This window comes from Roseomonas sp. OT10, from assembly GCF_020991085.1.
Lineage (GTDB): Bacteria > Pseudomonadota > Alphaproteobacteria > Acetobacterales > Acetobacteraceae > Roseomonas > Roseomonas cutis.
In genome coordinates this window covers 349863-372075 of the sequence record NZ_CP087719.1, presented here as the reverse complement: position 1 = coordinate 372075, position 22213 = coordinate 349863, and the positions used below count along the sequence as shown (strand labels likewise).

Genomic DNA, 22213 nt, shown 5'->3' with positions numbered 1-22213 from the left:
GCCGGCGACGCGGCCGGGTGAACCTCGACCCTCCCCCGCCGCTGCGCTTCCCGGTGCGGCTGCCGGTCCCGGACCTGCGACCCTGGCGGGCGGGCAACCTGCTGCCCGGCGTATGGTCCTTCGCGGCCGAGGCGCCGGGGCCGCATGTGGCGCTGCTGTCCCTGGTGCACGGCAACGAGATCGCCGGGGCGCTGCTGCTCTCCCGCTGGCTGGCCGAGGGGCTGCGGCCGCGCCGGGGACGCCTGACCCTGGCCTTCGCCAACCTCGACGCCTTCGACCGCTTCGATCCGTCCGACCCGACCCTGTCCCGCTACGTGGACGAGGATCTCAACCGGCTCTGGGGCCGCGCCGCCCTGGACGGGCCGCGCGATTCCGCCGAGCTGCGCCGCGCCCGCGCGCTCCGCCCGCTGCTCGACACGGTGGACGTGCTGCTGGACCTGCACTCGATGCTCTGGCCCTCCGACCCGCTGCTGCTCTCCGGGCGGACGCGCAAGGCGCAGCCGCTGGCCCGCGCCCTCGGCGTGCCGGGGCTGGTGGTGGCGGATGCCGGACATGCGGACGGGCTGCGGCTGATCGACTACGGCCCCTTCGCCGACACCGCCTCCCCCGCCCGCGCCCTGCTGGTCGAGGGCGGGCCGCACTGGGAACCGGAGACGCCGCCGCGGCTGGAAGCCTGCGCCCTGGCCCTGCTGCGCGAAACCGGGCTGCTCGACGGGCCGCGGCCCGGTGGCCCGCCCAGCGCGTTGTGGCAGGTGACGCGCACCGTCATCGCCAACAGCCGGAACTTCGTCTTCCTCCAGGACTACCGTGGCGGCACCGTCATCCCGGAGCGCAACACCCTGATCGCCCTGGATGGGGAGGCGGAAATCCGCACCCCCCACGACGACTGCCTGCTGGTCATGCCCAGCCCCTGCGTCCTGCGCGGCCACACCGCCGTGCGCCTGGCGCGGCGGGTGGAAGGCTAGGCCGCGCTCCCCGGGCCGTGGGACGCCTCGGGCGTTCCAGCGTCGCGCCCGTGGCCGGGAGGGGACGCCGTCCCCTCCCAGACCCTCCCCTGCCGGGGCCACAAGCGGGCCCCGGTCCCCGCTGGGAGTTGGCTCGGGGCGGTGGGTGTCAGCCTCCGGGCTGATGCCTGACGGCGCGCGGACAGGCGGGACTCTGAAAAAGCTTCAAAGGCGTCAGTGAGTGCGGCGGCCGGTCCCGCCGAGGAGCCGTGCTCCTCGGCGCATCGACCCCGTCGCAGGCTGTCCCGCGGCAGCGCTGATCGGGTCCAGGGCCCGCAGGGTCCTGGCGGAGTGGGGGTACGGGGGCGAGGCAGCGCCTTGCCCCCGGGGAACGGGCGCCACGCCGAAGCCGGGGCGAGCGGCGGATCAGGCCGCGAGGGGAGTGGCGGCGGCCCCGGAGAGAAGGCTACGCGCCACGGCCTCGGCGGTGCGGATGCCGTCCACCCCGGCCGAGAGGATGCCGCCGGCGTAGCCCGCGCCCTCGCCGGCCGGGAACAGGCCGCGGGTGTTGAGGCTATGGCCGTCCTCGCCGCGCTTCAGGCGGATGGGGGAGGAGGTGCGGGTCTCGACGCCCGTCAGCACCGCGTCCTCCATGGCGAAGCCGCGGATCTGGCGGTCGAAGGCCGGCAGGGCCTCGCGGATCGCCGCGATGGCGTAGTCCGGCAGGCAGGCCGACAGGTCGGTCGGCGTCACCCCCGGCTTGTAGGAGGGGATGACGCTGCCCAGCGCCGTGGAGGGCCGGCCGGCCAGGAAGTCGCCCACGCGCTGCACGGGCGCGGCGTAGGTGCCGCCGCCCGCCGCGAAGGCCTGCTCCTCCCAGTGGCGCTGGAAGGGGATGCCGGCCAGGGGATGGCCGGGATAGTCCTCGGGCGTGATGCCGACCACGATGCCGGCGTTGGCGTTCCGCTCGGCGCGGGAATACTGGCTCATGCCGTTGGTCACGACCCGCCCGGGCTCGGAGGTCGCGGCCACCACCGTGCCGCCCGGGCACATGCAGAAGCTGTAGACGGAGCGCCCGTTGCGGGCGTGGTGGACCAGTTTGTAGTCGGCGGCGCCCAGGACCTTGCTGCCGGCGTTCGGCCCGAAGCGGGCGCGGTCGATCAGCGACTGCGGGTGCTCGATGCGGAAGCCGATGGAGAAGGGCTTCGCCTCCACGTAGACGCCGCGTTCGTGCAGCATGGCGAAGGTGTCGCGCGCGGAATGTCCCACCGCCATCACCACGTGGTCGGCGGCGAGGTGGCTGCCGTCGGACAGGTGCAGGCCGCGGACGTGCCGGCTGCCGTCCGGGGCGGTCTCGATCTCCACGTCCTCGACCCGGGTCCCGAAGCGGTACTCGCCGCCCAGCGCCTCGATGGTCTCTCGCATGCTCTCGACCATCGTCACCAGGCGGAAGGTGCCGATATGCGGCTTGGAGACAGACAGGATCTCCTCAGGCGCCCCGGCCTTCACGAACTCCTCCAGCACCTTGCGGCCCAGGTGGTTGGGGTCCTTGATCTGGCTGTAGAGCTTGCCGTCGGAGAAGGTGCCGGCCCCGCCCTCGCCGAACTGCACGTTGGATTCCGGCACCAGCACGCCGCGGCGCCACAGGCCCCAGGTGTCCTTCGTGCGCTCCCGCACCACCTTGCCGCGCTCCAGGATGATCGGCCGGAAGCCCATCTGCGCCAGCAGCAGCCCGGCCAGCAGGCCACAGGGGCCGGCGCCCACCACGACGGGGCGGTTGGCGAAGCCGGCGGGGGCGCGGGCGACGAAGCGGTAGCGCATGTCGGGCGAGGGCGAGAGGTCGCGCGCGCCCTCGAAGCGGGCGAGCAGCCCCGCCTCGTCCGCCACCTCGACGTCCACCGTGTAGATCAGCTGGATGTCCGCCTTCTTCCGGGCGTCGTAGGCGCGGCGGAAGACGGCCATGCCGGTCAGCTCGCCGGCGCCGATCCGCAGCCGGCGCAGCACCGCCTCGCGCAGCGCGTCCTCGCCATGGTCCAGGGGCAGCTTGATCTCGGTCAGGCGGAGCATCCGCCCGATGTAGGGCTTCCGCCCCGCCGATACCAAGCGGAGGGATCGCGGGGTTGGCATGCCCGCCGCCCCTGGAGGCAAGGCCCCTGGATGCCAGGCCCCGGGAGGCCGGGGGCCGCCGGTCAGGGCTGTCGGTCAGGGCCGCCGGAGCGCCACCCCGGATGGACCGCACCCCGCGCGCGTGGCAGGTTCCGGACCGCCCCATGCTCTCCATCTCCGCCAGCCGCCCCAACGCCTATACCGGCAGCCCGCTCGACCGCGTCTCGCACCTGCGGGACGACGACTCGTCCGTGGCCTCCTTCCTCGCGGACGAGGCGACGCTCTTCGTGCCCGTCTGGCGCTCCCGCTCGCTGATGCGCGGCGTGGCGGAGGGGGCGCCGGAGGCGGTGCTGCTGACCCGCCAGGCGGCGGAGGCGGTGCGGATGGCGGGCGGCCCCTGGGCGCTGCTGGGGCTGTGGGAGGGGCGGCCGGTCTTCGCCGTGGACTGCTCCGGCGCCGAGGACCCGCTGCCGCTGCTGCCGGAGGCGATGGGCGAGTTCGCCGACCTGCGCGCCGTGGCCGGGCTGCTGCCGCCGGGCGAGGCCAGCGTGCTGGCGCATGCGCGCGGCCTGATGCACTGGCGGGTGCGGCACCGCTTCTGCGGGGTGTGCGGCGGCACCTGCGAGCCGCGCTCGGCCGGCAATGCCATGGCCTGCACCGCCTGCGCCGCACAGCATTTCCCGCGCACCGACCCGGCGGTGATCATGCTGGTGACGGACGGGGCGCGCTGCCTGCTGGGCCATTCCACGCGCTTCCCCAACAGCACCATGTACTCGACGCTGGCAGGCTTCGTGGAGCCGGGCGAGAGCCTGGAGGAAGCCGTGCGGCGCGAGGTGCTGGAGGAGACGGGGGTGCAGGTGGGCGAGGTGCACTACCACTCCTCGCAGCCCTGGCCCTTCCCCGCCTCGATCATGCTGGGCTTCCATGCCGAGGCCCTGTCCGAGACCATCACCATCGATCCCGCCGAGCTGCGCGACGCGCGCTGGTTCACGCGCGACCAGCTCCGCGATCCGGGGGCGGGCGGCTTCAGCCTGCCGCGGCCCGATTCCATCGCCCGCCGGCTGATCGAGGACTGGCTGGAGAACGCCGCGTGACACGCCTTCCGCCCCGGTCCTTCCGGGGCTTCCCCCCGGTCCACGCCCTGGCGCTGCTGGCCCTGCTCGCCGCCTGCGGGACGCGGGGCGCCATCCAGGACCGCCCGCCCGCCTCCCCGGAGGAGGCCGCCTGCCGCGCCGAGGCGCGGTCCAGCCCGGAGCTGCGCACGCTCTTCCAGCGGCAGCCGCCGCCGGACCGGGTGACCTGGCGCGAGGTCTGGCAGGACGAGCTGCGGGCCACCGAGGCACGGCTGGTGACCGACTGCCTGCGCCGCGACGGCATCGCCGCGCCGGGCGGGGTTGAGCCGACCCGGCGCAACCGGATCGATGCGGAGAGGCTGGGTTCGCCGCTGCGCTGAGCGGGATGGCCCGCCGACGGATCCGGCTCCCCCACGGGCGGTCTTGGGTACCCGGCCGGGCCAAGGACGGCGACGGTGCCCCGCCGGGCTTGCGACCGGCCGCGACGGAAGGGCCGCCCGGAGGGAGCCAGATCCGTCGGCGGGCCAACCCGTCGCGCGGGACGCCCTGGGAGGTCCGTGCGATGAACGTGTCGGACAGGCCCTGCACCATGGAAAGGACGGTCGCGACGCTCGGGACATGGCTCAACAGCGCATCCTCTCACCGCGGCCGGCCGTTCCGGCGGCCCCGGGCAGCCGAGCCGGCGTGACCCAGGGATCGGCCTCGGGCGGGCCGCTGCGCCGGCGCGGCTCCGGCAGGCCGGCCTCCGGGCGGGCCCATGGGGCAGAGGTCCGGGGAGGCCTCCCTTGAACCTCCGCCCCGACACGGCCGGCTGGATCGGCCGGCCACTGCGGCGGCGCGAGGATGCGCGGCTGCTGCGCGGCGGGGGCCGCTACGTCGCCGACCTGCCGCTGCCGCCGGGCACGCTGCATGCCGCCTTCGCCCGCGCCCCGGCCGGCGGCCGGCTGGCGGGGCTGGACGTGCCGCCCGGGGCCCTGACCGCCGCCGGGCTGGGCGAGCATGGCCAGCCGGCGGTGAACGGCTTCTTCCCCGACATGCCGCCGGCCCGCTTCGCGCCGCTGGCGGGGCAGCGGGTGGCGATGGGGCAGCCGGTGGCGTTGCTGCTGGCGGCATCGCCCCAGGCGGCGCTCGACGCGGCCGAATCGGTGGTCGCGGAGATCGCGGAGGAGTCCCGGCCTGAGGCGCCGGCCTGGGAAGCCACCTGGGGCGGGGACACCGGCCCTGGCTTCGCCGGGGCCGCCCGGGTGGTGCGCGCCCGCATCGCCCATGCCCGCCTCGCCCCCACGGCGCTGGAGCCGCGCGCGGCGCTCGCCGTCCCGGAGGGGGACGGGATGACCATCTTCCTGTCCTCCCAGACGCCGCACCGGGCGCGCAAGGATCTGGCCGCGGTGCTGGGGATCGACCCGGCGCGGCTGCGCGTGGTGGCGCCCGACGTGGGCGGCACCTTCGGCGCCAAGGCGTCGATCGCGCCCGAGGAGGCGGCCGTCGCCTGGGCCGCCTGGCGCATGGGCCGCCCCGTGCGCTGGGTGGCGAGCCGGTCGGAGGAGATGCTCTCCGCCACCCAGGGGCGCGGCGGCGTGCTGGAAGGGGAGCTGGCGCTGGACGCGGCGGGCCGGGCGCTGGCGCTGCGGGCGCGGGTGGCGGTGCCGCTGGGCCAGCGGCTGACCTATTCCGCCGCCGTGCCGGGACGCAACGCGGCCCGCATCCTCCCCGGCCCCTATGCCGTGCCGGCGGTCGCGGTGGGGCTGGAGGCGCGCTTCGGGCCGGAGGCGGCGGTGGGCATCTACCGCGGCGCCGGGCGGCCGGAGGCGGCGATGCTGCTGGAGCGGCTGATGGACCTCGCCGCGCGCGAGACCGGCCGCGACCCGGCGGCGATCCGGGCGGCGAACCTGGTGACCGCCCTGCCCCACACGCTGGCCAGCGGCCCCGAGGGTGTGGCGGACATGCTGGATTCCGGCGACTATCCCGGGCTGCTGCGCGCCATGGGCGACTGGCCGACGCAGGCCGCCGCACGCGACGCCCGGCGCGCGGCGGGCGAGGTGGTGGGACTGGGCCTCGCCCTCTACGTCGAGCCCTGCGGCGCGGGGTGGGAGAGCGCGCGGCTGGCGCTGGAGCCGGACGGCACCGTCACCGCCGCGCTGGGCACCACCATCCAGGGCCAGGGGCGCGAGACGGCCACGGCGCAGATCGTGGCGGAGGCGCTGCGCCTGGACGATCCGGCGCGGGTGCGGGTGGTGCATGGCGACACGGATGCCACGCCGGAGGGGATCGGGGCGCTGGCTAGCCGCTCCACCGGCATCGGCGGCGGGGCGCTGCTGCGGGCGGCGGCGGCGCTGGAGGAGCAGGCCCGGCCGCTGGCCGCCCGGCTGTTGCAGGGCGAGCCCGCCCCCGCCCCGGGCGGCTGGGTCCGGGCGGACGAGCCGGGGCGCTTCCTGCCCTGGTCCGCCCTGGCGCCGCTGACGGCGGAGGCGGTGTTCCATGCGGAGGGCGAATCCTGGGCCTCCGGCTGCTGCCTCGCCCGGGTGGCGGTGGACCGGGACACGGGCGGCGTGACGGTGGAGCACCTGCGCTGGGCGGACGACATCGGCCGCATCGTCAACCCGATGCTGGTGCGCGGCCAGCAATGGGGCGGGCTGGCCCAGGGGCTGGGCGAGGCGCTGCTGGAGCGCGTGGTCTATGACGGGACGGGCCAGCTCCTCACCGGCACGCTGATGGACTACGCCCTGCCGCGGGCGGAGGACATGCCGCTGGCCGTGGAATTCCCCCACGCCGCGCCGCATGCCGCCCGCAACACCCCGCTGGGCGCCAAGGGGGTGGGCGAGGCCGGCTGCATCGGCGTGCCGGCGGCGATCGTGAATGCCGTCGCCGATGCCTTGTCACCCTTCGGTGTCCGGTTCGATAGTCTTGCCCTGCCGCTGACGCCCGAGCGCGTCTGGCGCGCCATGCGGGGAGAGGAGCCCACCCCATGAGCCCGGCCTACACGCGCGACGAGGCGAAGCGCCATGCCCGCGAGACCATGCGCGGCATCTGGGCGGCGGCGCTGACGCCCTTCCGCCCCGACCTGTCGGTGGACGAGGAAGGCTTCCGGTCGAACCTGCGCCACTGGTTCCGCGACCTCGGCATCGACGGCGTCTTCGTCGCCGGCAAGCAGGGGGAGTTCTTCTCCCTCTCCATGGAGGAGCGCCGGCGCAGCTTCACCGTGGCGGCCGAGGTGGCACGGGAATGCGGGGCGCAGACGATCATGTCCTGCTCCGACCAGAACCTCGACGCGGTGCTGGAGTTGGCCGCGCATGCCGAAGGCTGCGGCGCCGACTACATCGTGGTGCACGCCCCCGTACTGCACTTCGTCCACGACCGCGACGAGACCCTGCTGGAGTACTACCGCTACATCGGCAGCCGCACCGGCCTGGGCATCGCGCTGTGGAGCCATCCCGACAGCGGCTACCTGATGTCGCCGGAGCTCTGCGCCCGCATCGCGGAGCAGGTGCCGAACGTGGTGGCCATCAAGTACTCCGTGCCGCGCCCGATGTATGCCGAGCTCACGCGCCTCGCCGGCGACAGCCTGATCGTCTCCACCGCCAGCGAGGAGGAGTGGCTGGACAACATCCTGGAGCTGGGCTGGCGGCTCTACCTCTGCTCCTCGCCGCCCTACCTCCTCCAGACCGCCGCGGACCGGCGGATGCGCGACTACACGGACCTCGCCTTCGCAGGCCGCGCCGAGGAGGCCCGCGCCGTAAGCGCCAGCCTGCAACCCGTGCGCGATGCGCTGAAATCCACCCGCCCCGGTGGCAAGCCCCAGGCGCACCAGAAATACTGGCAGGAGCTGCTGGGCCAGGCGGGCGGCACCGTGCGCCGGCCGATGCTGCCGCTGACCGAGGCGGAGCGCGCCGCCACCCGTGCCGCCTTCGCCGGCTGCGGGTTGCGGCTGCCGGCCCGGGCGGCGGAGTAGACAGGCTTGGGGGAGTGACCTCCCCCAAACCCCCTCCCTCTTTCGGGAGTCCGCGAGGGGCCGGGGCCAGCGACCGTGCCACGCGGGCTCCGCCCGCGGGTCGGGTGCAGGTCCGGCCAAGCGCGGACTCCTGAAGGAAGGCGGGGGATTCGGGGTCGCTTCGAGGCAGTGCCTCGAACCCCCGTTCTTTTCTTTCCCGAAGGAGACGTCCGAATGAAGCCACCCTTCGACTTCCAGCCCTGGATCGCCGAACACGCGCCGAACCTGAAGCCGCCCGTCGGCAACAAGCTGCTCTTCGAGGGCGCCGAGACGGTCGTGCAGATCGTCGGCGGCCCGAACCAGCGGGTGGATTTCCACGACGACCCGGTGGAGGAGTTCTTCTACCAGCTCAAGGGCGACATGGTGCTGAAGGTCGTCCTCGACGGCCGCATCCAGGACATCCCGATCCGCGAGGGGCAGGTCTTCCTCCTCCCCGCCCATGTGCCGCATTCGCCGCAGCGGCCGCAGGAGGGCTCCGTCGGGCTGGTGGTCGAGGGATCGCGCCCGCCGGGCAGCAAGGATGCCTTCGAGTGGTACTGCTTCTCCTGCGGCGGCAAGGTCTACCGCATCGAGCTGGTGGTGACGGACATCGTGAAGGACCTCCCGCCCCTCTACGCCGAGTTCTACGCCAGCGAGGAGAAGCGCACCTGCCCGCATTGCGGCACGCTGCACCCGGGCAAGGCACCGCCGCCGGGCTGGGTGAGCCTCTGAGACCGGTTTCAACCGGGAGGGCATTGGCGGGGGGTCACGGATTCGGCATCGTGCCCCCATGAACCGGAACGGGAGACGGTGATGCTTCGTCGCAGGACGCTTCTCGGCGCCGGCCTTGCCGCCGCGCCGGCCGCCACCCTTCTGTCCCGCCCCGCCCTGGCCCAGGGCGCGGGGGTGAAGATCGGCATGATCACCACCCTCTCCGGCCCCGGCGGCTATCTCGGCCAGGACATCCGCGACGCCTTCCTGCTGCAGGTCGAGCAGGGCGGCGGCAAGCTGGGCGGCGTGCCCGTCTCGGTGCTGGTGGAGGATGATGGGCTGCGCCCCGGCACCGCCAAGCAGGTCGCCGAGCGCTTCCTGCGCAACGAGAAGATCAAGCTGTTCACCGGCATCGTCTTCAGCAACGTGCTCGGCGCGACGGCACCCGACATCCTCGACGCGGACGGGCTCTACGCCAGCCCGAACGCCTCGCCCTCCACCTTCGCGGGCAAGGAGTGCAACAAGGGCTTCTGGTCCATCGCCTGGCAGAACGACAGCCTGCACGAGAGCGCCGGGCAGGCGGCGAAGAACGCCGGCTACAAGCGCATGTTCATCCTCGCCCCCAACTACCAGGCGGGGCGCGACGCGCTGACCGGCTTCAAGCGGCAGTTCGGCGGCGAGATCGTGAGCGAGGTCTATACCCGGCTCGACCAGACGGATTTCGCGGCCGAGCTGGCGCAGATCCGCGCGGCGAAGCCCGATGCGGTGTTCCAGTTCCACCCGGGCGGCGTCGGCATCGCCTTCCTGCGGCAATACGCCCAGGCGGGGCTGCTGCAATCCATCCCCATGGTGCTGCCCGCGCCCTCGATGGACAGCACGACGCTGGCCGCCGTCGGCGACGCGGCGGAGGGGCTGACCGTCACCTCCCACTGGAACACGGACTTCCCCCATCCGAGCTCGAAGAAGTTCGTCGCGGACTTCCAGGCGAAGTACAACCGCCTGCCGACCTACTACGCACAGCAGGGCTGGGACACGGCGCTGGCGCTCGGCGCGGCGCTGAAGGGCACGGACGGCAAGGTCTCCGACGTCGAGGCCTTCCGCCGTGCCATGAACCCCGCCGCCTTCGAGAGCACGCGCGGCGCCTTCCGCTTCGGCCCCAACCAGCACCCGATCCAGGACTGGTGGGCGCTGAAGGTGCAGCGGGTGGGCGGCAAGCTGGCGCTCGTCACCCAGGACCGGGTGCTGACCAACCACGGCGACGTCTACGCGGCCGAGTGCAAGATGTGACGGCATGACGCTCCTCGCGGAGCAGTTGCTCAACGGCTTGCAGCTCGGCGTCACGCTGTTCCTGCTCGCCGCCGGGCTGACGCTGGTCTTCGGCATCATGGGCGTGATCAACCTCGCCCATGGCTCGCTCTACATGATCGGCGCCTTCGCCGCCGCCTGGGTCGCGGCGCAGACCGGCTCCGCCATCCTCGCCCTGCTCGCCGCGCTGGCCGCCGCCGCCGTCGCCGGCATGCTGGTGGAGCTGGTGGTGCTGCGCCGGCTCTATGCCCGCGACCACCTGGACCAGGTGCTGGCGACCTTCGGCCTGATCCTGTTCTTCAACCAGTCCATGGTGCTGCTCTTCGGCCGCCAGCCGCTCTTCGTCGACGTGCCGGGGCCGCTGCGCCGTTCCGTCGAGATCATCCCCGGCATCCCCTACCCCGCCTGGAGGCTGCTGATCCTCGCCGTCGGCCTGCTCGTCGCGCTGGGCCTGTGGTTCCTCATCCAGCGCACCCGCATCGGCATGCTGGTCCGCGCCGGCGCCACGCACCGCGAGATGGTCCGCGCGCTGGGCGTCGACATCCGCCTGCTCACCACCCTGGTCTTCGGCCTGGGCGCCCTCCTCGCCGGGCTCGCCGGCTTCCTCGCCGGCCCCGTCCTCTCCGTGCAGGTCGGCATGGGCGAGCAGATCCTGATCATGACCTTCGTCGTCGTGGTCATCGGCGGCGTCGGCTCCATCCGCGGCGCCCTGGCCGGCGCCCTCCTCGTCGGCCTCGTGGACACGCTGCTGCGCGCCTTCGCCCCCGGCCTCCTCCGCGGCGCCCTGCCGCCCGACCAGGCCGACGCCCTCGCCGCCGCCCTCGCCTCCATGGGCGTCTACCTCCTCATGGCCGCCGTCCTCCTCCTCCGCCCCCGCGGCCTCCTCCCGGCGGCGGCGTGATGGGCCGGCGTTGCGCTTGTGGCCCGTGGGAAGGGCGCTGCCCTTCCCACACCCATCCCGCCAGGAGCAGAGCCCCTGGACCCCCTTTCATAATTGCGCTGGTTGGGACGGGGGTGTCCCGACGGCGTAGCCGCGTCGGGACACCCCCGTCCCAACCAGCGCCACTCTTTTACGAATATGGGTCCAGGGGCTCTGCTCCTGGCGGGGGGTGCAGGGGGGCGGAGCCCGCCCTGCGGGTCACGGGAGCCGACGCCACCCCATGATGCGCCGCTGGGGATGGGTGCCGCTGCTGCTGGCGGCGGTGGTGTTGCCCTGGGTGGCCGATGCGCTGGGCAGCCCGGCGACGACGGCGCTGGCGACGCGGATCGCGATCCTGGGGCTGGCGGCGGCGTCGCTGGACCTGATCCTGGGGCGCGGGGGGATGGTGTCGTTCGGGCACGCCGCCTTCTACGGGCTGGGCGGGTACACGGTGGGCATCCTCTATGCGCACTGGTCGGGGGGGGAGGCGCTCTGGGGCCTCGTGCCCGGGTCGAACGCGCTGCTGGTGACGGCGCCCGCCGCGATGCTGGTGGGGGGCGTGGCGGCGGCGGCGATCGGGGCGCTGTCGCTGCGGACGGCGGGGGTGCAGTTCATCATGATCACCCTGGCCTTCGCGCAGATGCTGTTCTTCCTCTTCGTCGGGCTGAAGGCCTATGGCGGGGATGACGGGCTGATGATCCGGCGCAAGAACCTGGTGCCGGGGATGGACCTGCGCGATCCGGCGCAGATGTACTGGCTGTCGCTGGGGCTGCTGGTGGCCTGGCTGGCCTTGCAGCGGCGCGTGGTGCGGTCGCGCTTCGGGCGGGTGCTGGACGGGGCGCGGCAGAATCCGCGGCGCATGGCGGCGCTGGGGGTGTCCGCCTATCCCTACCGGCTGGCGGCCTTCACCCTGGCGGGGATGGGGGCGGCGCTGGCCGGGGCGCTGATGGCGAACCACCAGCGCTTCGTCAGCCCGGACATGATGGCCTGGCAGAGCTCGGGCGAGCTGCTGGTGATGGTGATCCTGGGCGGCATGGGCACGCTGCTGGGGCCCGTGGTGGGGGCTGCCGTGCTGGTGACGCTGGAGACGGTGCTGGCGGGCCTCACCGAGCACTGGCCCTTCATCCTCGGGCCGCTGCTGGTGCTGGTCGCCCTGCTCTGGCGCGGCGGGGTGATGGGGGCCTTCGGGGTGCGGCGCGGTGGCTGAGGCGCTGCTCTCCGTCCGCGACCTGCGCAAGGCCTTCGGCGGGCTGGCGGCGACGGACGGGCTGAGCCTGGAGGTGGCGCCGGGGGAGCTGCACGCGCTGATCGGCCCGAACGGCGCGGGGAAGACCACGCTGATCGGCCAGGTCACGGGCGAGATCACGCCGGATTCCGGTGCCATCCTGTTCGGGGGGGAGGACATCACCGCCCTCTCCGCCGCGCGCCGGGTGCGGCGCGGGTTGTCGCGAACCTTCCAGATCACCCAGCTGCTGGACGAGGCCACCGCCGAGGACAACGCCGCCCTGGCCGTGCAGGCGCAGGCCGGGCACTCCTTCCGCTTCTGGCGCGATGCGGGACGGGACCCGGCGCTGCGGCAGCCGGCGCGGGCGCTGCTGGCGCGGGTCGGGCTGGAGCCGGCGCGAGGCGGCGTGCGGGCGGCCGACCTCAGCCATGGCGAGCGCAAGCAGCTGGAGCTGGCCCTGGCGCTCGCCGCCGCCCCGCGCCTGCTGCTGCTGGACGAGCCGATGGCCGGGCTGGGCGCCGCCGAGAGCCTGCGCATGACGGAGGTGCTGCGCGCCCTCAAGGGCCAGGTCGCGATGCTGCTGGTGGAGCACGACATGGAGGCGGTCTTCGCGCTCGCCGACCGGGTCTCCGTGCTGGTCTATGGCCGCTGCATCGCCAGCGGCCCGCCCGCGGCCATCCGCGCCGACCCGGCGGTGCGCGAGGCCTATCTGAGCGAGGAGGCGGACGCCTGATGCTCCGCGTCCAGGGCCTCCAGGCCGGCTACGGCGCGGCCGCCGTGCTGCACGACGTGAACCTGGAGGTCAGCGAGGGCGAGGTGGCGACGCTGCTCGGCCGCAACGGCATGGGCAAGACCACCACGGTCCGCGCCATCATGGGACTGAACCCGCCGCGCGGGGGCGAGGTCTCCTTCCGCGCCGCCCGCATCGCCGGGCTGCCGCCCGAGGCCATCGCGCGGCGCGGCATCGGCCTGGTGCCGGAGGGGCGCCAGGTCTTCCCCACCCTGACCGTGCGCGAGAACCTGATCGCCACCGCCGCCAACCGGACGGGGCGGCCCTCGCCCTGGACGCTGGCGCGGGTGACGACGCTCTTCCCGCGCCTGGGCGAGCGGGCGAACCAGATGGCCCGCACCCTCTCGGGCGGCGAGCAGCAGATGCTGGCCATCGGCCGTGCCCTGATGACCAACCCGCATCTGCTGATCCTGGACGAGGCGACGGAAGGGCTGGCCCCGGTGATCCGCGCCGAGATCTGGCACACGCTGGAGCACCTCAAGCGCGAGGGGCAGGCGATCCTGGTGATCGACAAGAACCTCTCGGCGCTGCGCCGCCTCGCGGACCGGCACCATGTGCTCGAAAAGGGCCGCACCGTCTGGTCCGGCGGCCGCGCCGAGCTGGACCGCGACGCGGAGCGGGTGCGGGGCTGGATCGGGGTGTGATGCTTGGCGCCGTCGCCCATGGGACGGGCCCTGCCCTCCCTGCCGCCATGATCGCGCCGCCCCGGACGGGAGGTCGGGCGCATGCGCCCGCCGGGAAGCGCCCCACCCTGCAGGCCCCGGGAGCCGACGCCGCATGACCACCGAACCCTGGCATGGCCGCGACCAGGCCTGGCTCGACACGCAGTACAACTGCCGCGCCACGGTGCCGGACATGTTCGCCATCCTGGCCGAGTACCGGTCGCGCACCGATGCCGCCAAGGCGGCGCTGCCGCATGTCGCCGACCTCCGCTACGGGCCGCACGAGCGCAACCGGCTGGATGTCTACCCGGCGGCTGCCCCCGGCCCGGCGCCCGTGCTGGTGTTCATCCATGGCGGCTACTGGCGGATGCTGGATGCCGCGGATTCCGGGGCGATGGCTCCGGGGCTGACGGCGGCGGGGGCCTGCACCGTCGCGCTGGACTACGTGCTGCGGCCGGAGGCCACTGTCGCGGAGATCGTGGCGCAGTGCCGCGCCGGGCTGGCCTGGGTGCGGGAGAGCATCGCCCGCCACGGGGGCGACCCGGCGCGCATCCACCTCGCCGGCTCCTCGGCGGGCGGGCATCTGGCGGGGATGCTGCTGGACGAGGCGGGGGTGACCGGGGCCACCCTGCTCTCCGGCCTCTACGAGCTGGAGCCGGTGCGGCTGTCCTACGTGAACGACTGGGCGGAGCTGGACGAGGCGGCGGTGGCGCGCCTCTCCCCCGCCCGCCGGCCGGTGCCGCCGGGGCTGCATGTCGTGATGAGCGTGGGCGACACGGAGACGGCGGAGTTCAAGCGCCAGACCGCCAGCTTCGCCGCCCTCCTGCGCGCCGGCGGCTGCGCGGTCGAGGAGGTGGCGCCGCGCCCCGGCTCCAACCACTTCGACATCATCTTCGACCTGGGCGATCCCGCCAGCCCGCTGCATCGGGCGACGCTGCGCGCGATGGGGCTGGCGGCCCGCTGACGGGGCCTATTGCGGCAGGCGCAGCCCGGCGAAGCGGATCAGCCCGTCCGGCGAGGGCTGGAAGCCGGTGATCCCGGCGCGCATCCCCCAGAACCAGCGGTAGCTGTAGAGCACCAGGACGGGCCGGTCGGCCATCCAGCGCCGGGCCGCGGCGCGGTAGGCCTCCTGCCGGGTGGCGGTGTCCGTGCTGCGGCGGGCGGCGAGGAAGGCGGCGTCCACGGCCGGGACGCTGTAGCCCATGCGGTTCAGGAAGCCGTCCGTTGCCAGCCAGGGCGCGATGTTGCCGTCCGGGTCGGGGCGGCCGGACCAGATGCCGAAGGCGGCGTCGTAGTCCTGGCCGCGCTCGGACCGCGCCACCAGCGCGGAGGATTCCAGCACCTCCAGCTTCACCTGGAAGCCCGCCTCGCCCGCCATGGCCTGGATGATCTGCGCCACCTGGCTTTCCACCGGGCTGTTGGGCACCAGCAGGGTGAAGGCCGGGGCCGGCTGGCCGGCCTCGCGCAGCAGCGCCTTCGCCCGGGCCAGGTCGCGCGCCGGGGGCGCGAGGTCGGGGAAGTGATAGGGCGTGCCGGGCGCCTCCGGCTGGTTGTTGGGGACGAAGAGCCCCTCCAGCGCCACTTGGTTGATGATGTCCCGGTCCAGGCTCAGCTCCAGCGCCTCGCGCAGCCGGGGGTCGGACAGGGCGCCGCCCTGCATCCGCATGTAGAAGAGCTGGTAGGCGATGGAGGTCGCCTCCGTCACCGCCACCTTCGGGTCGCGCCGCGCCTCCGCCACGTCGGAGGGCGCGAGCCGCTCGATGATGTCGAGCTGGCCGGAGCGCAGGTTCAGCATGCGCACGGTGCTGTCCGGGATGGGCCGCATGACCAGCCGCTGGACGTGGATGTTGGCGGCGTTCCAGTGCTCCGGGAAGCGCTCCATCTCGATCCGGTCCTGCGCCACCCGGCGGACGAGGCGGAAGGGCCCGGAGCAGACCGGCTCCTCGCGGATGCGCTCTCCCAGCCGGGCCAGGGCGGCGGGGGAGAGGATCATGCCGGAACGGTCGGACAGCACGGAGAGCAGCGGCGCGAAGGGTTCCTTCAGCCGGATCACCACCGTGCGCGGGTCGGGGGCCTCCACGGCGTCCACGGCCGCCAGCTCGGCGCGGCGGCGGGATTCGCGGGCGGTGCGGTAGCGGTCGAGGTTCACCTTCACCGCGGCCGCGTCCACCGCCGTGCCGTCGTGGAAGCGGCCGTCCGGGCGCAGGGTCAGGGTGAGGGTGCGGCCCTCCTCGGACCAGGCCCAGGCGGTGGCCAGCTCCGGCCGGAAGGAGAGGTCGGGCCCGACATCCACCAGCCGGTCGCAGAGGGCGGTGAAGACGATGCGCTCGACATAGGCCGTGGACTGCGCGGGATCGAGCACGTTGGGATCGGCGCCGATCCCGATGCGCAGGGTCTGTGCACCGGCCGGTGCCGCGAGGCTGAGGGCGAGCAGGGCCGCGGCGAGTTGCTGGAAGGGATGCAGGCGCATGGTGACGGTCTCCCGGAACGGGCGCCACAGCGCCCCCGCCGGGGCCGGCATGCACATGGGATGCCGGAACCGGGATGCGGAGGCTGGCGCCATGGGCGTCGCCCGCGGGGCCAGCCGCCTTCCCCGTGAGCCAGGGCGGCGAAGGCCGGGCCCGGCGCCGGCCGCTGCCGGGCGCCTCGCGGGCGGGTGCGCCGGCTACCGCGGGAGCTGGGCCGCCTGGGCCTGCAACATGGCGGCCATCTGCTTGCACATGGCATCGGGCGTCGTGCCCTGCGCCCTTGCCGCGTCCGCCAGCGCCACGCGGGTGCCCATGGCGTCCACGACGCCGCCCTTGCCGGTGGCCTCGGCCGCGTCCAGCCCCTCGACCTGAACCGGAGGGAGCATGCCCAGCACGCGCCGTTGCAGCGCCACGACGTCGGCCCCGACGCTGCCCTGCGCCTCGCAGTACTGCAGCACGCCCAGCTGGTTGCGTCCGGCGAGGTGCATCATGCGCAGCATCTCCTGCTGCCCCTGCGCGGTGGCCGGAGGTGCCGCCGGCGCCTGCGCATGGGCGGCGGCCGTGAACGCGCCGAGCAGCAGGCCGGCGGCGGGCATTGAGAGGCGCATGCCGATTCCATTCCCTGGGTGGATGGCCCTGGCCTAGCGCGCCCACCCCTGCCGCGGCAGCTGGTCGCCCATCACCTTTGCGAGCAGGCGGGCGTGACCGTCGTCACCGGTGGGGAGGGGTGGCGCAGGCGGTGGCCCGGCGGTGCCGCTGGCCGGCGACCTCGGCCCTCGGCGGGGGGGGGTGTGCAGGCTCTGACCGGGCCGCGCCGGAGAAGCGCAACGGTCGGCGGATCCCGCAGCCGCCGGATCAGACGCTCGGATGATCGGGGAGGATCAGACCATTGGTGGGCGCACTAGGGCTCGAACCTAGGACCCGCTGATTAAGAGTAAGCGTCAGTGAGGCGACACGGCCTGCCACGCGACGCCATGACCTTCCACATTTCCTTGTTTTTCCCCATGGTCCGCGGAATAAGCGTGACACGAGCTGCCACAGGCTGCCGTAAGACACGCGCCAGCCGGGTCCGCTACGGGTCCGCAGCGGGTCCGCAAGGGATCGGAACATGCCGCGCTTCACCGAACGATGGATCGCCTCCTTCGCCCCCGAACCCGGCCGGAAGGACCGGCTGGCCTTCGATACGGAGTGCCGGGGGCTGGGACTCCGCGCCACCGCATCGGGAGCCAAGCTGTTCCTTTGCCAGACCACCGACCCCGCCACCGGCCGCAAGGTCCGCGAGCCGCTGGGGCCGTGGGGCAGCATCACCTTGGCGCAGGCGCGGACGGCGGCGCAGGCGAGATTAGGCCGGGTGGCGCAGGGGGTGGACCTGGCTGCGGAGAGGGCCGCGCGGAAGGCAGCCGACGAAGCCACACGCGCCGCCGCCGCCGCTGCCAAGCGGGACGCTGCCCTGACGCTGCGGGTCCTGGTGGAGGAGTGGGCGGCGCTGCACCTGGCAAACCGATCCGACCGCTACCGGGCCGAGGCACAGCGCGCGATCCTTCATGCCTTCGCCGGCCATGCCAGCAAGCCTGCTGCCTCCCTGGACCGCGCGGCGGTGCTGGACGTGCTGGACGCCCTCGCCACCGCGGGCAAGGCGCCCATCGCGGCGCGGACCCTGGCCTATGGGCGTGCCTGCTACGGCTGGGCGTGCAAGCGGGGGCGCCTCGCGGCCAACCCCTTCGCGGACCTGCCAACGCTAGCCGGCGGCGCCCCCTCCCGCGACCGCGTGCTAACCGCTGCCGAGGTAGGGGCACTGTGGCGTGCGGCAGGCGAGCTGGGCTTCCCCTTCGGCCCGGTGGTGCGGCTGCTGCTGCTGACGGCGCAGCGGCGCGAGGAAGTGGCCGGGCTGCGCTGGGATGAGCTGGCGCCGGACCTCTCGACATGGACCATCCCCAAGGAACGGGCGAAGAACGGCCGGGCGCATGTGGTGCATCTGTCTGACGCGGCCCGCGACGTGCTGCGGGGCGTGGAGCGGATCGAGGGCCGGCCGTTGGTGTTCACCGTGACCGGGGAGACGCCGCCCTCCGGGTTCAGTAAGGCGAAGGCGGCGCTGGCCGAAGCCATGGCGGCCGAGGCTGGCACCCCGCCTGCCGCCCCTGCCCCACCTCGGCGCCATGGGTCCCGTGCGGTGGCGCCTTCGCCCGCCGCGCCCGACTGGCGATTCCACGACTTCCGGCGGACGGCCGTGACGTGGCTCGCCGGGGCCGGGTTCCCACCGCATGTGGCGGACCGGCTGCTGAACCACGTGACCGGCGCCATCCAAGGCGTCGCCGCCGTGTACCAGCGGCACGACTTCTTGGCCGAACGGAAGACCGCCCTGGACGCCTGGGGCAAGCACGTCCTGGCGTGCGGCAGTCTCACCCCGGCCGCCGGCAACGTGCTGCCGCTGCCGCCTCGCCACCGCCGCCGGGCAGGGTAAGGCGCGGCCGGACGGGTCGCACGAAGACAAGTCCTGCGAAATCCGGTCGGGACGGTCGGGACAGTCGGGACACGGCCGTTTTTGCTGGGGTTTGGCTGTCCCGACCTCCCGCAATTCAGGTCGGGACAGGTCGGGACACAGGTCGGGACAGGCTCGCCCGCCCGGAAATGCTGGGGATTGGCGCCCACCCCGGCTGTCCTGACCTGCCCCGCGACAGGTCGGGACAGCCGTGCACGAGCAGGGATCAGCCGAAATCCGGTCGGGCAGGTCGGGCAGGCACGACCGCGGCTGCAGGGCTTTTTCGGCCGGTACGCGCGCGCGCGCGAGGCACGGCCCCCCCCCGTCATCTCCTGCCACTCCTGGCAGGCGAGGCAGCTTGTCGCGCGGCCGAGAGCGTGGCCCCATCACCCCACCACCACACGTCGCTTTCCGAGCCGCCATGACGCCTGACGCCTTTGTTGAGAAGTGGGACAGGAACACCCGGCCGGAGGCCGCCGCGGCCAAGGAACACTTCCTTGACCTCTGCGCCCTGCTGAACACCCCCCGGCCGAACGATGACCCCTCGGGCTCCACCTATGCCTTTGAGAAGGGCGTGACCAAGGCCGGCGGCGGCAACGGCTGGGCCGACGTGTGGAAGCGCGCGTGCTTCGGCTGGGAGTACAAGTCCCGGGGCGGCGACCTCGACGCGGCGCACGTCCAGTTGCTCCGCTATGCCGGCGCGTTGGAAAACCCGCCGCTGCTGGTGGTGTCGGACATGGACCGCATCATCGTCCATACCGCCTGGACCAACGCCAAGACGGAACGCCACGGCTTCACCCTCCACGACATGCGCGACCCGGGCGTGATGGCGCGCCTGGCGAATCTTTGGACCAATCCGGAGGCGTGGCGCCCGGCCGAGACGCGGCAGGCCATCACGGAACAGGCCGCGGCCGACTTCGTGGCGCTCGCCCAGCGCCTTCGCGCCCGCGGGCACGATGCCGGATCGGTAGCGCGCTTCGTCAACCGGCTGGTGTTCTGCCTGTTCGCCGAGGATGTCGGGCTGCTGTCCCGCGATATCCTGAGGGACCTGCTGGCGCTGGGCCGCACCGACCCGACGCAATTCCAGGGCTTCACTTCCCTGCTGTTCGGACAGCTCGCGGCACGAGGCGGGCGCGTGGGCTTCAAGCCGGTGCCCTGGTTCAACGGCGGCCTCTTCGCGGATGCGGAGGCGCTGCCCATGGATGCCGGCGATATCCGGCTGTTGGAACAGGCCGTATCGCGCGACTGGTCCGAGATTGATCCCGCCATCATGGGCACGCTGTTCGAGCGGGGGCTCGACCCGGACAAGCGCGGCCAGCTCGGCGCCCATTATACTGACCGGGCCACCATCGAGCGCATCGTTGACCCCGTGGTGCGCGATCCGCTGTTGGCCGAATGGGCGGCGGCGAGGGAGCGCATCTCCGGCGCGTTGGAGGAGCGAGAAGCCCTACGCTCGGCCGGCGGCGGAATTGAGGGCCTGGCAGCCCTGGCCGGCGAGGCCGTGACCGGCGAGACGGTGAAGGCGCGCAAGGCGCTGGCACGCGAGGGCGAGCGCCGCCGCCGCCGCATGGCGGAGCTGGGCACGCGGGCTACGGATACCCTGGAAGTCTTCCGCAAGCGGTTGCGGGACTTCCGGGTGCTGGACCCCGCCTGCGGTTCCGGCAACTTCCTGTACGTCGCGCTGCTGGCGCTGAAGGACCTGGAAGCGCGCGTGCTGGCGGAAGCCGCGGCGCTGGGGCTCGCCACCGGCTTCCCCGAAGTAGGCCCGGAGGCGGTGCTGGGCATCGAGGTGAACCCCTTTGCCGCCGAGCTGGCCCGCGTATCGGTCTGGATCGGGCATATCCAGTGGGCGCGGCGCAACGGCTATCCTATGCCGGACAACCCGGTGCTGCGTGCCCTGGACACCATCGAGTGCCGCGACGCGGTGCTGGCCACCGACGCGGACGGCCGCCCTGTGCCAGCGATCTGGCCGGCGGCGGATACCATCGTGGGCAATCCACCCTTCGTGGGCGGCAAGGTCATGCGCCGCCGGCTGACCGATTCCTACGTGGACCGGCTCTTCGCCGCCTATGCCGGGCGCGTTCCGGCGGAGGCGGATTTCGTCTGCTACTGGTTCGACGGCACCCGCGAGGCGGTGGCGCAAGGCCGCGCCCGGCGGGCCGGGCTGGTGGCGACGAACAGCATCCGCGGCGGGGTGAACCGCGAGGTTCTGGACGGGCTGCTGCGCCTGCTGCCCGTCAGGGCCGCGTGGTCCGATGAACCCTGGTTGCTGGATGGCGCTGCCGTGCGCGTGTCCATCGTCTGTGTCGGGCCGGAAGCGGACGGGCCGCGGAGTCTGGATGGCAAAGCGGTGGCTGGCCCGATCTTCGCGGACCTCACCGCCGCGGGCGCCGACCTGACCAGCGCCGCGAGTTTGCCGGAGAATGCGGGCGTGTGCTTCATGGGCACGACGAAGGTAGGTCCCTTCGACGTGGACGGCGCCACCGCGCGGAGCTGGCTGGCGATGCCCCCGAACGCGAACGGGCGGCCGAACAGCGACGTGGTGCGGCCCTGGCGCAACGGGCTGCATATCCTGCGACGCGCCGACGATGCTTGGGTGGTGGATTTCGGCGCCACGATGGGGGAGGCGGAGGCCGCATACTACGCGGCGCCCTTCGCGCATGTGGTGCGGGAGGTGAAGCCGATGCGCGACGGGCAAAAGCGGGATGGCTACCGCCTTGCATGGTGGCGCCATGGTGAAGCCAGGTCGGGGATGAGACGCGCCCTGGCCGGCTTGCCGCGCTACATTGTCACTCCTCGCGTTGCGAAGCATCGCATCTTCGCTTGGCTGGATGCAGCGGTGGTACCGGATTGCCAGTTGATTGTCGTGGCCCGCAGTGACGATGCCACCTTCGGCATCCTCCATAGCCGCTTCCATGAAGCGTGGTCGCTTCGCAAGGGAACCCATCTAGAGGATCGCCCCCGCTACACGCCCACAACAACCTTCGAGACGTTCCCTTTCCCCGCCGGCCTGGCACCGAACGTGTCGCCGGGGGAGGCGTCGGCCGATCCGCGCAGGCAGGCAATTGCGAGCGCGGCCGGTGCGCTGACGGCCGCGCGAGACCGTTGGCTGAATCCAGCCGAGCTAGTGATGGCCTTGCCTGAGCCGACGCCCGGGCTACCGCCACGACTGGTCCCACGCGACGCGGCTGCCGAGGCTGCGTTGCGAAAGCGCACCCTGACCGCCCTCTACAACACTCGGGGCCAGCCAGAAGGCGCGTGGCTGGACGGGCTGCACAGCACGTTGGATGCCGCCGTGGCGGCTGCTTACGGCTGGCCCGCCGACATACCAGAGGCCGAGGCTTTGGCGCGGTTGTTGGAGCTGAACCACCAGCGTGCTGCCCGGTAGGTGCAGCGACATGCTTCTGCCATGCCGCCAAACGGCGGACCCGTCCCATCACCTACGACCGCGCGGGAGAACCGGCTTTGCCCCATGGGCGTGCGGCGCGACGGCCACCCGTTAGCTGAGGACGCCGAGCGCCCGCAGAAGCAGCGTCGCCACGGTGACGATGCCGCCCGCCACCG

Annotated in this window: 17 protein-coding genes; 14 read left to right on the top strand and 3 right to left on the bottom strand. The window is 73.4% G+C overall.

Annotated features, from left to right (window positions below; all coding sequences use genetic code 11):
- The first annotated feature begins 17 nt into the window (after positions 1 to 17).
- A complete protein-coding gene (locus LPC08_RS01865) occupies positions 18 to 965 on the top strand; it encodes a M14 family metallopeptidase (RefSeq protein WP_230451036.1) in 948 nt (315 codons plus the stop codon).
- A 405-nt stretch (positions 966 to 1370) separates the two neighbouring features.
- Here LPC08_RS01865 and LPC08_RS01860 read toward each other — a convergent pair whose 3' ends face one another.
- The gene (locus tag LPC08_RS01860; RefSeq protein ID WP_230452957.1) at positions 1371 to 3011 is read right to left on the bottom strand and encodes an NAD(P)/FAD-dependent oxidoreductase; all 1641 of its coding nucleotides are present in this window, start codon (positions 3009 to 3011) and stop codon (positions 1371 to 1373) included.
- Positions 3012 to 3214: 203 nt separating this feature from the next.
- On the opposite strand from LPC08_RS01860, the gene nudC reads away from it, so the two are divergent.
- The 11 genes from nudC to LPC08_RS01805 all read left to right on the top strand — a co-directional run bounded on the left by nudC (position 3215) and on the right by LPC08_RS01805 (position 14666).
- Positions 3215 to 4144: an NAD(+) diphosphatase gene (nudC, locus tag LPC08_RS01855; protein ID WP_230452956.1), complete on the top strand. Its 930-nt coding sequence runs from the start codon at positions 3215 to 3217 to the stop codon at positions 4142 to 4144.
- Positions 4141 to 4503, top strand: a complete 363-nt coding sequence (locus LPC08_RS01850) for a phosphoribosylamine--glycine ligase (RefSeq protein WP_230451035.1) — start codon at positions 4141 to 4143, stop codon at positions 4501 to 4503. Before nudC ends, LPC08_RS01850 begins: the two co-directional genes overlap by 4 nt.
- 405 nt (positions 4504 to 4908) lie before the next feature.
- The gene (locus LPC08_RS01845) at positions 4909 to 7092 is read left to right on the top strand and encodes a xanthine dehydrogenase family protein molybdopterin-binding subunit (protein WP_230451034.1); all 2184 of its coding nucleotides are present in this window, start codon (positions 4909 to 4911) and stop codon (positions 7090 to 7092) included.
- Positions 7089 to 8072, top strand: a complete 984-nt coding sequence (locus LPC08_RS01840) for a dihydrodipicolinate synthase family protein (RefSeq protein WP_230451033.1) — start codon at positions 7089 to 7091, stop codon at positions 8070 to 8072. The genes LPC08_RS01845 and LPC08_RS01840 overlap by 4 nt, the downstream gene beginning before the upstream one ends.
- Positions 8073 to 8285: 213 nt before the next feature.
- Positions 8286 to 8822 carry a 3-hydroxyanthranilate 3,4-dioxygenase gene (locus LPC08_RS01835; protein ID WP_230451032.1) on the top strand — a complete coding sequence of 179 codons (537 nt, stop codon included), beginning with the start codon at positions 8286 to 8288 and terminating at the stop codon, positions 8820 to 8822.
- Between the two features lie 81 nt (positions 8823 to 8903).
- On the top strand, positions 8904 to 10088 hold the full coding sequence (locus LPC08_RS01830) for an ABC transporter substrate-binding protein (protein ID WP_230451031.1): 1185 nt from the start codon (positions 8904 to 8906) through the stop codon (positions 10086 to 10088).
- Positions 10089 to 10092: 4 nt separating this feature from the next.
- Positions 10093 to 11007 carry a branched-chain amino acid ABC transporter permease gene (locus LPC08_RS01825; RefSeq protein ID WP_230451030.1) on the top strand — a complete coding sequence of 305 codons (915 nt, stop codon included), beginning with the start codon at positions 10093 to 10095 and terminating at the stop codon, positions 11005 to 11007.
- Between the two features lie 259 nt (positions 11008 to 11266).
- Positions 11267 to 12232, top strand: a complete 966-nt coding sequence (locus tag LPC08_RS01820) for a branched-chain amino acid ABC transporter permease (RefSeq protein WP_230451029.1) — start codon at positions 11267 to 11269, stop codon at positions 12230 to 12232.
- Positions 12225 to 12983, top strand: a complete 759-nt coding sequence (locus tag LPC08_RS01815) for an ABC transporter ATP-binding protein (RefSeq protein ID WP_230451028.1) — start codon at positions 12225 to 12227, stop codon at positions 12981 to 12983. The genes LPC08_RS01820 and LPC08_RS01815 overlap by 8 nt, the downstream gene beginning before the upstream one ends.
- On the top strand, positions 12983 to 13684 hold the full coding sequence (locus LPC08_RS01810; protein WP_230451027.1) for an ABC transporter ATP-binding protein: 702 nt from the start codon (positions 12983 to 12985) through the stop codon (positions 13682 to 13684). The genes LPC08_RS01815 and LPC08_RS01810 overlap by 1 nt, the downstream gene beginning before the upstream one ends.
- A gap of 133 nt (positions 13685 to 13817) precedes the next feature.
- Positions 13818 to 14666, top strand: coding sequence for an alpha/beta hydrolase (locus tag LPC08_RS01805; protein WP_230451026.1), 849 nt, complete (start codon positions 13818 to 13820; stop codon positions 14664 to 14666).
- Between the two features lie 6 nt (positions 14667 to 14672).
- Here LPC08_RS01805 and LPC08_RS01800 read toward each other — a convergent pair whose 3' ends face one another.
- Together LPC08_RS01800 and LPC08_RS01795 are read right to left on the bottom strand one after the other, a co-directional pair.
- Positions 14673 to 16172, bottom strand: a complete 1500-nt coding sequence (locus tag LPC08_RS01800) for an ABC transporter substrate-binding protein (RefSeq protein ID WP_230451025.1) — start codon at positions 16170 to 16172, stop codon at positions 14673 to 14675.
- Between the two features lie 195 nt (positions 16173 to 16367).
- A complete protein-coding gene (locus LPC08_RS01795) occupies positions 16368 to 16778 on the bottom strand; it encodes a pore-forming ESAT-6 family protein (RefSeq protein ID WP_230451024.1) in 411 nt (136 codons plus the stop codon).
- A gap of 500 nt (positions 16779 to 17278) precedes the next feature.
- Here LPC08_RS01795 and LPC08_RS01790 point away from each other — a divergent pair, with 500 nt between their 5' ends.
- Entirely contained in the window at positions 17279 to 18631 is a 1353-nt protein-coding gene (locus LPC08_RS01790) for a tyrosine-type recombinase/integrase (RefSeq protein ID WP_230451023.1), read from the top strand.
- A gap of 439 nt (positions 18632 to 19070) precedes the next feature.
- The gene (locus LPC08_RS01785) at positions 19071 to 22037 is read left to right on the top strand and encodes a class I SAM-dependent DNA methyltransferase (RefSeq protein WP_230451022.1); all 2967 of its coding nucleotides are present in this window, start codon (positions 19071 to 19073) and stop codon (positions 22035 to 22037) included.
- The last annotated feature ends 176 nt before the right edge of the window (positions 22038 to 22213 follow it).

Bases quoted from the DNA above. Each gene is read 5' to 3' on its own strand.
- LPC08_RS01795 (WP_230451024.1), bottom strand. From the start codon at position 16,778: ATGCGCCTCTCAATGCCCGCCGCCGGCCTGCTGCTCGGCGCGTTCACG.
- nudC (WP_230452956.1), top strand. From the start codon at position 3,215: ATGCTCTCCATCTCCGCCAGCCGCCCCAACGCCTATACCGGCAGCCCG.
- LPC08_RS01790 (WP_230451023.1), top strand. From the start codon at position 17,279: ATGCCGCGCTTCACCGAACGATGGATCGCCTCCTTCGCCCCCGAACCC.
- LPC08_RS01840 (WP_230451033.1), top strand. From the start codon at position 7,089: ATGAGCCCGGCCTACACGCGCGACGAGGCGAAGCGCCATGCCCGCGAG.
- LPC08_RS01785 (WP_230451022.1), top strand. From the start codon at position 19,071: ATGACGCCTGACGCCTTTGTTGAGAAGTGGGACAGGAACACCCGGCCG.
- LPC08_RS01860 (WP_230452957.1), bottom strand. From the start codon at position 3,011: ATGCTCCGCCTGACCGAGATCAAGCTGCCCCTGGACCATGGCGAGGAC.
- LPC08_RS01810 (WP_230451027.1), top strand. From the start codon at position 12,983: ATGCTCCGCGTCCAGGGCCTCCAGGCCGGCTACGGCGCGGCCGCCGTG.
- LPC08_RS01820 (WP_230451029.1), top strand. From the start codon at position 11,267: ATGATGCGCCGCTGGGGATGGGTGCCGCTGCTGCTGGCGGCGGTGGTG.
- LPC08_RS01835 (WP_230451032.1), top strand. From the start codon at position 8,286: ATGAAGCCACCCTTCGACTTCCAGCCCTGGATCGCCGAACACGCGCCG.
- LPC08_RS01800 (WP_230451025.1), bottom strand. From the start codon at position 16,172: ATGCGCCTGCATCCCTTCCAGCAACTCGCCGCGGCCCTGCTCGCCCTC.
- LPC08_RS01805 (WP_230451026.1), top strand. From the start codon at position 13,818: ATGACCACCGAACCCTGGCATGGCCGCGACCAGGCCTGGCTCGACACG.
- LPC08_RS01830 (WP_230451031.1), top strand. From the start codon at position 8,904: ATGCTTCGTCGCAGGACGCTTCTCGGCGCCGGCCTTGCCGCCGCGCCG.
- LPC08_RS01825 (WP_230451030.1), top strand. From the start codon at position 10,093: ATGACGCTCCTCGCGGAGCAGTTGCTCAACGGCTTGCAGCTCGGCGTC.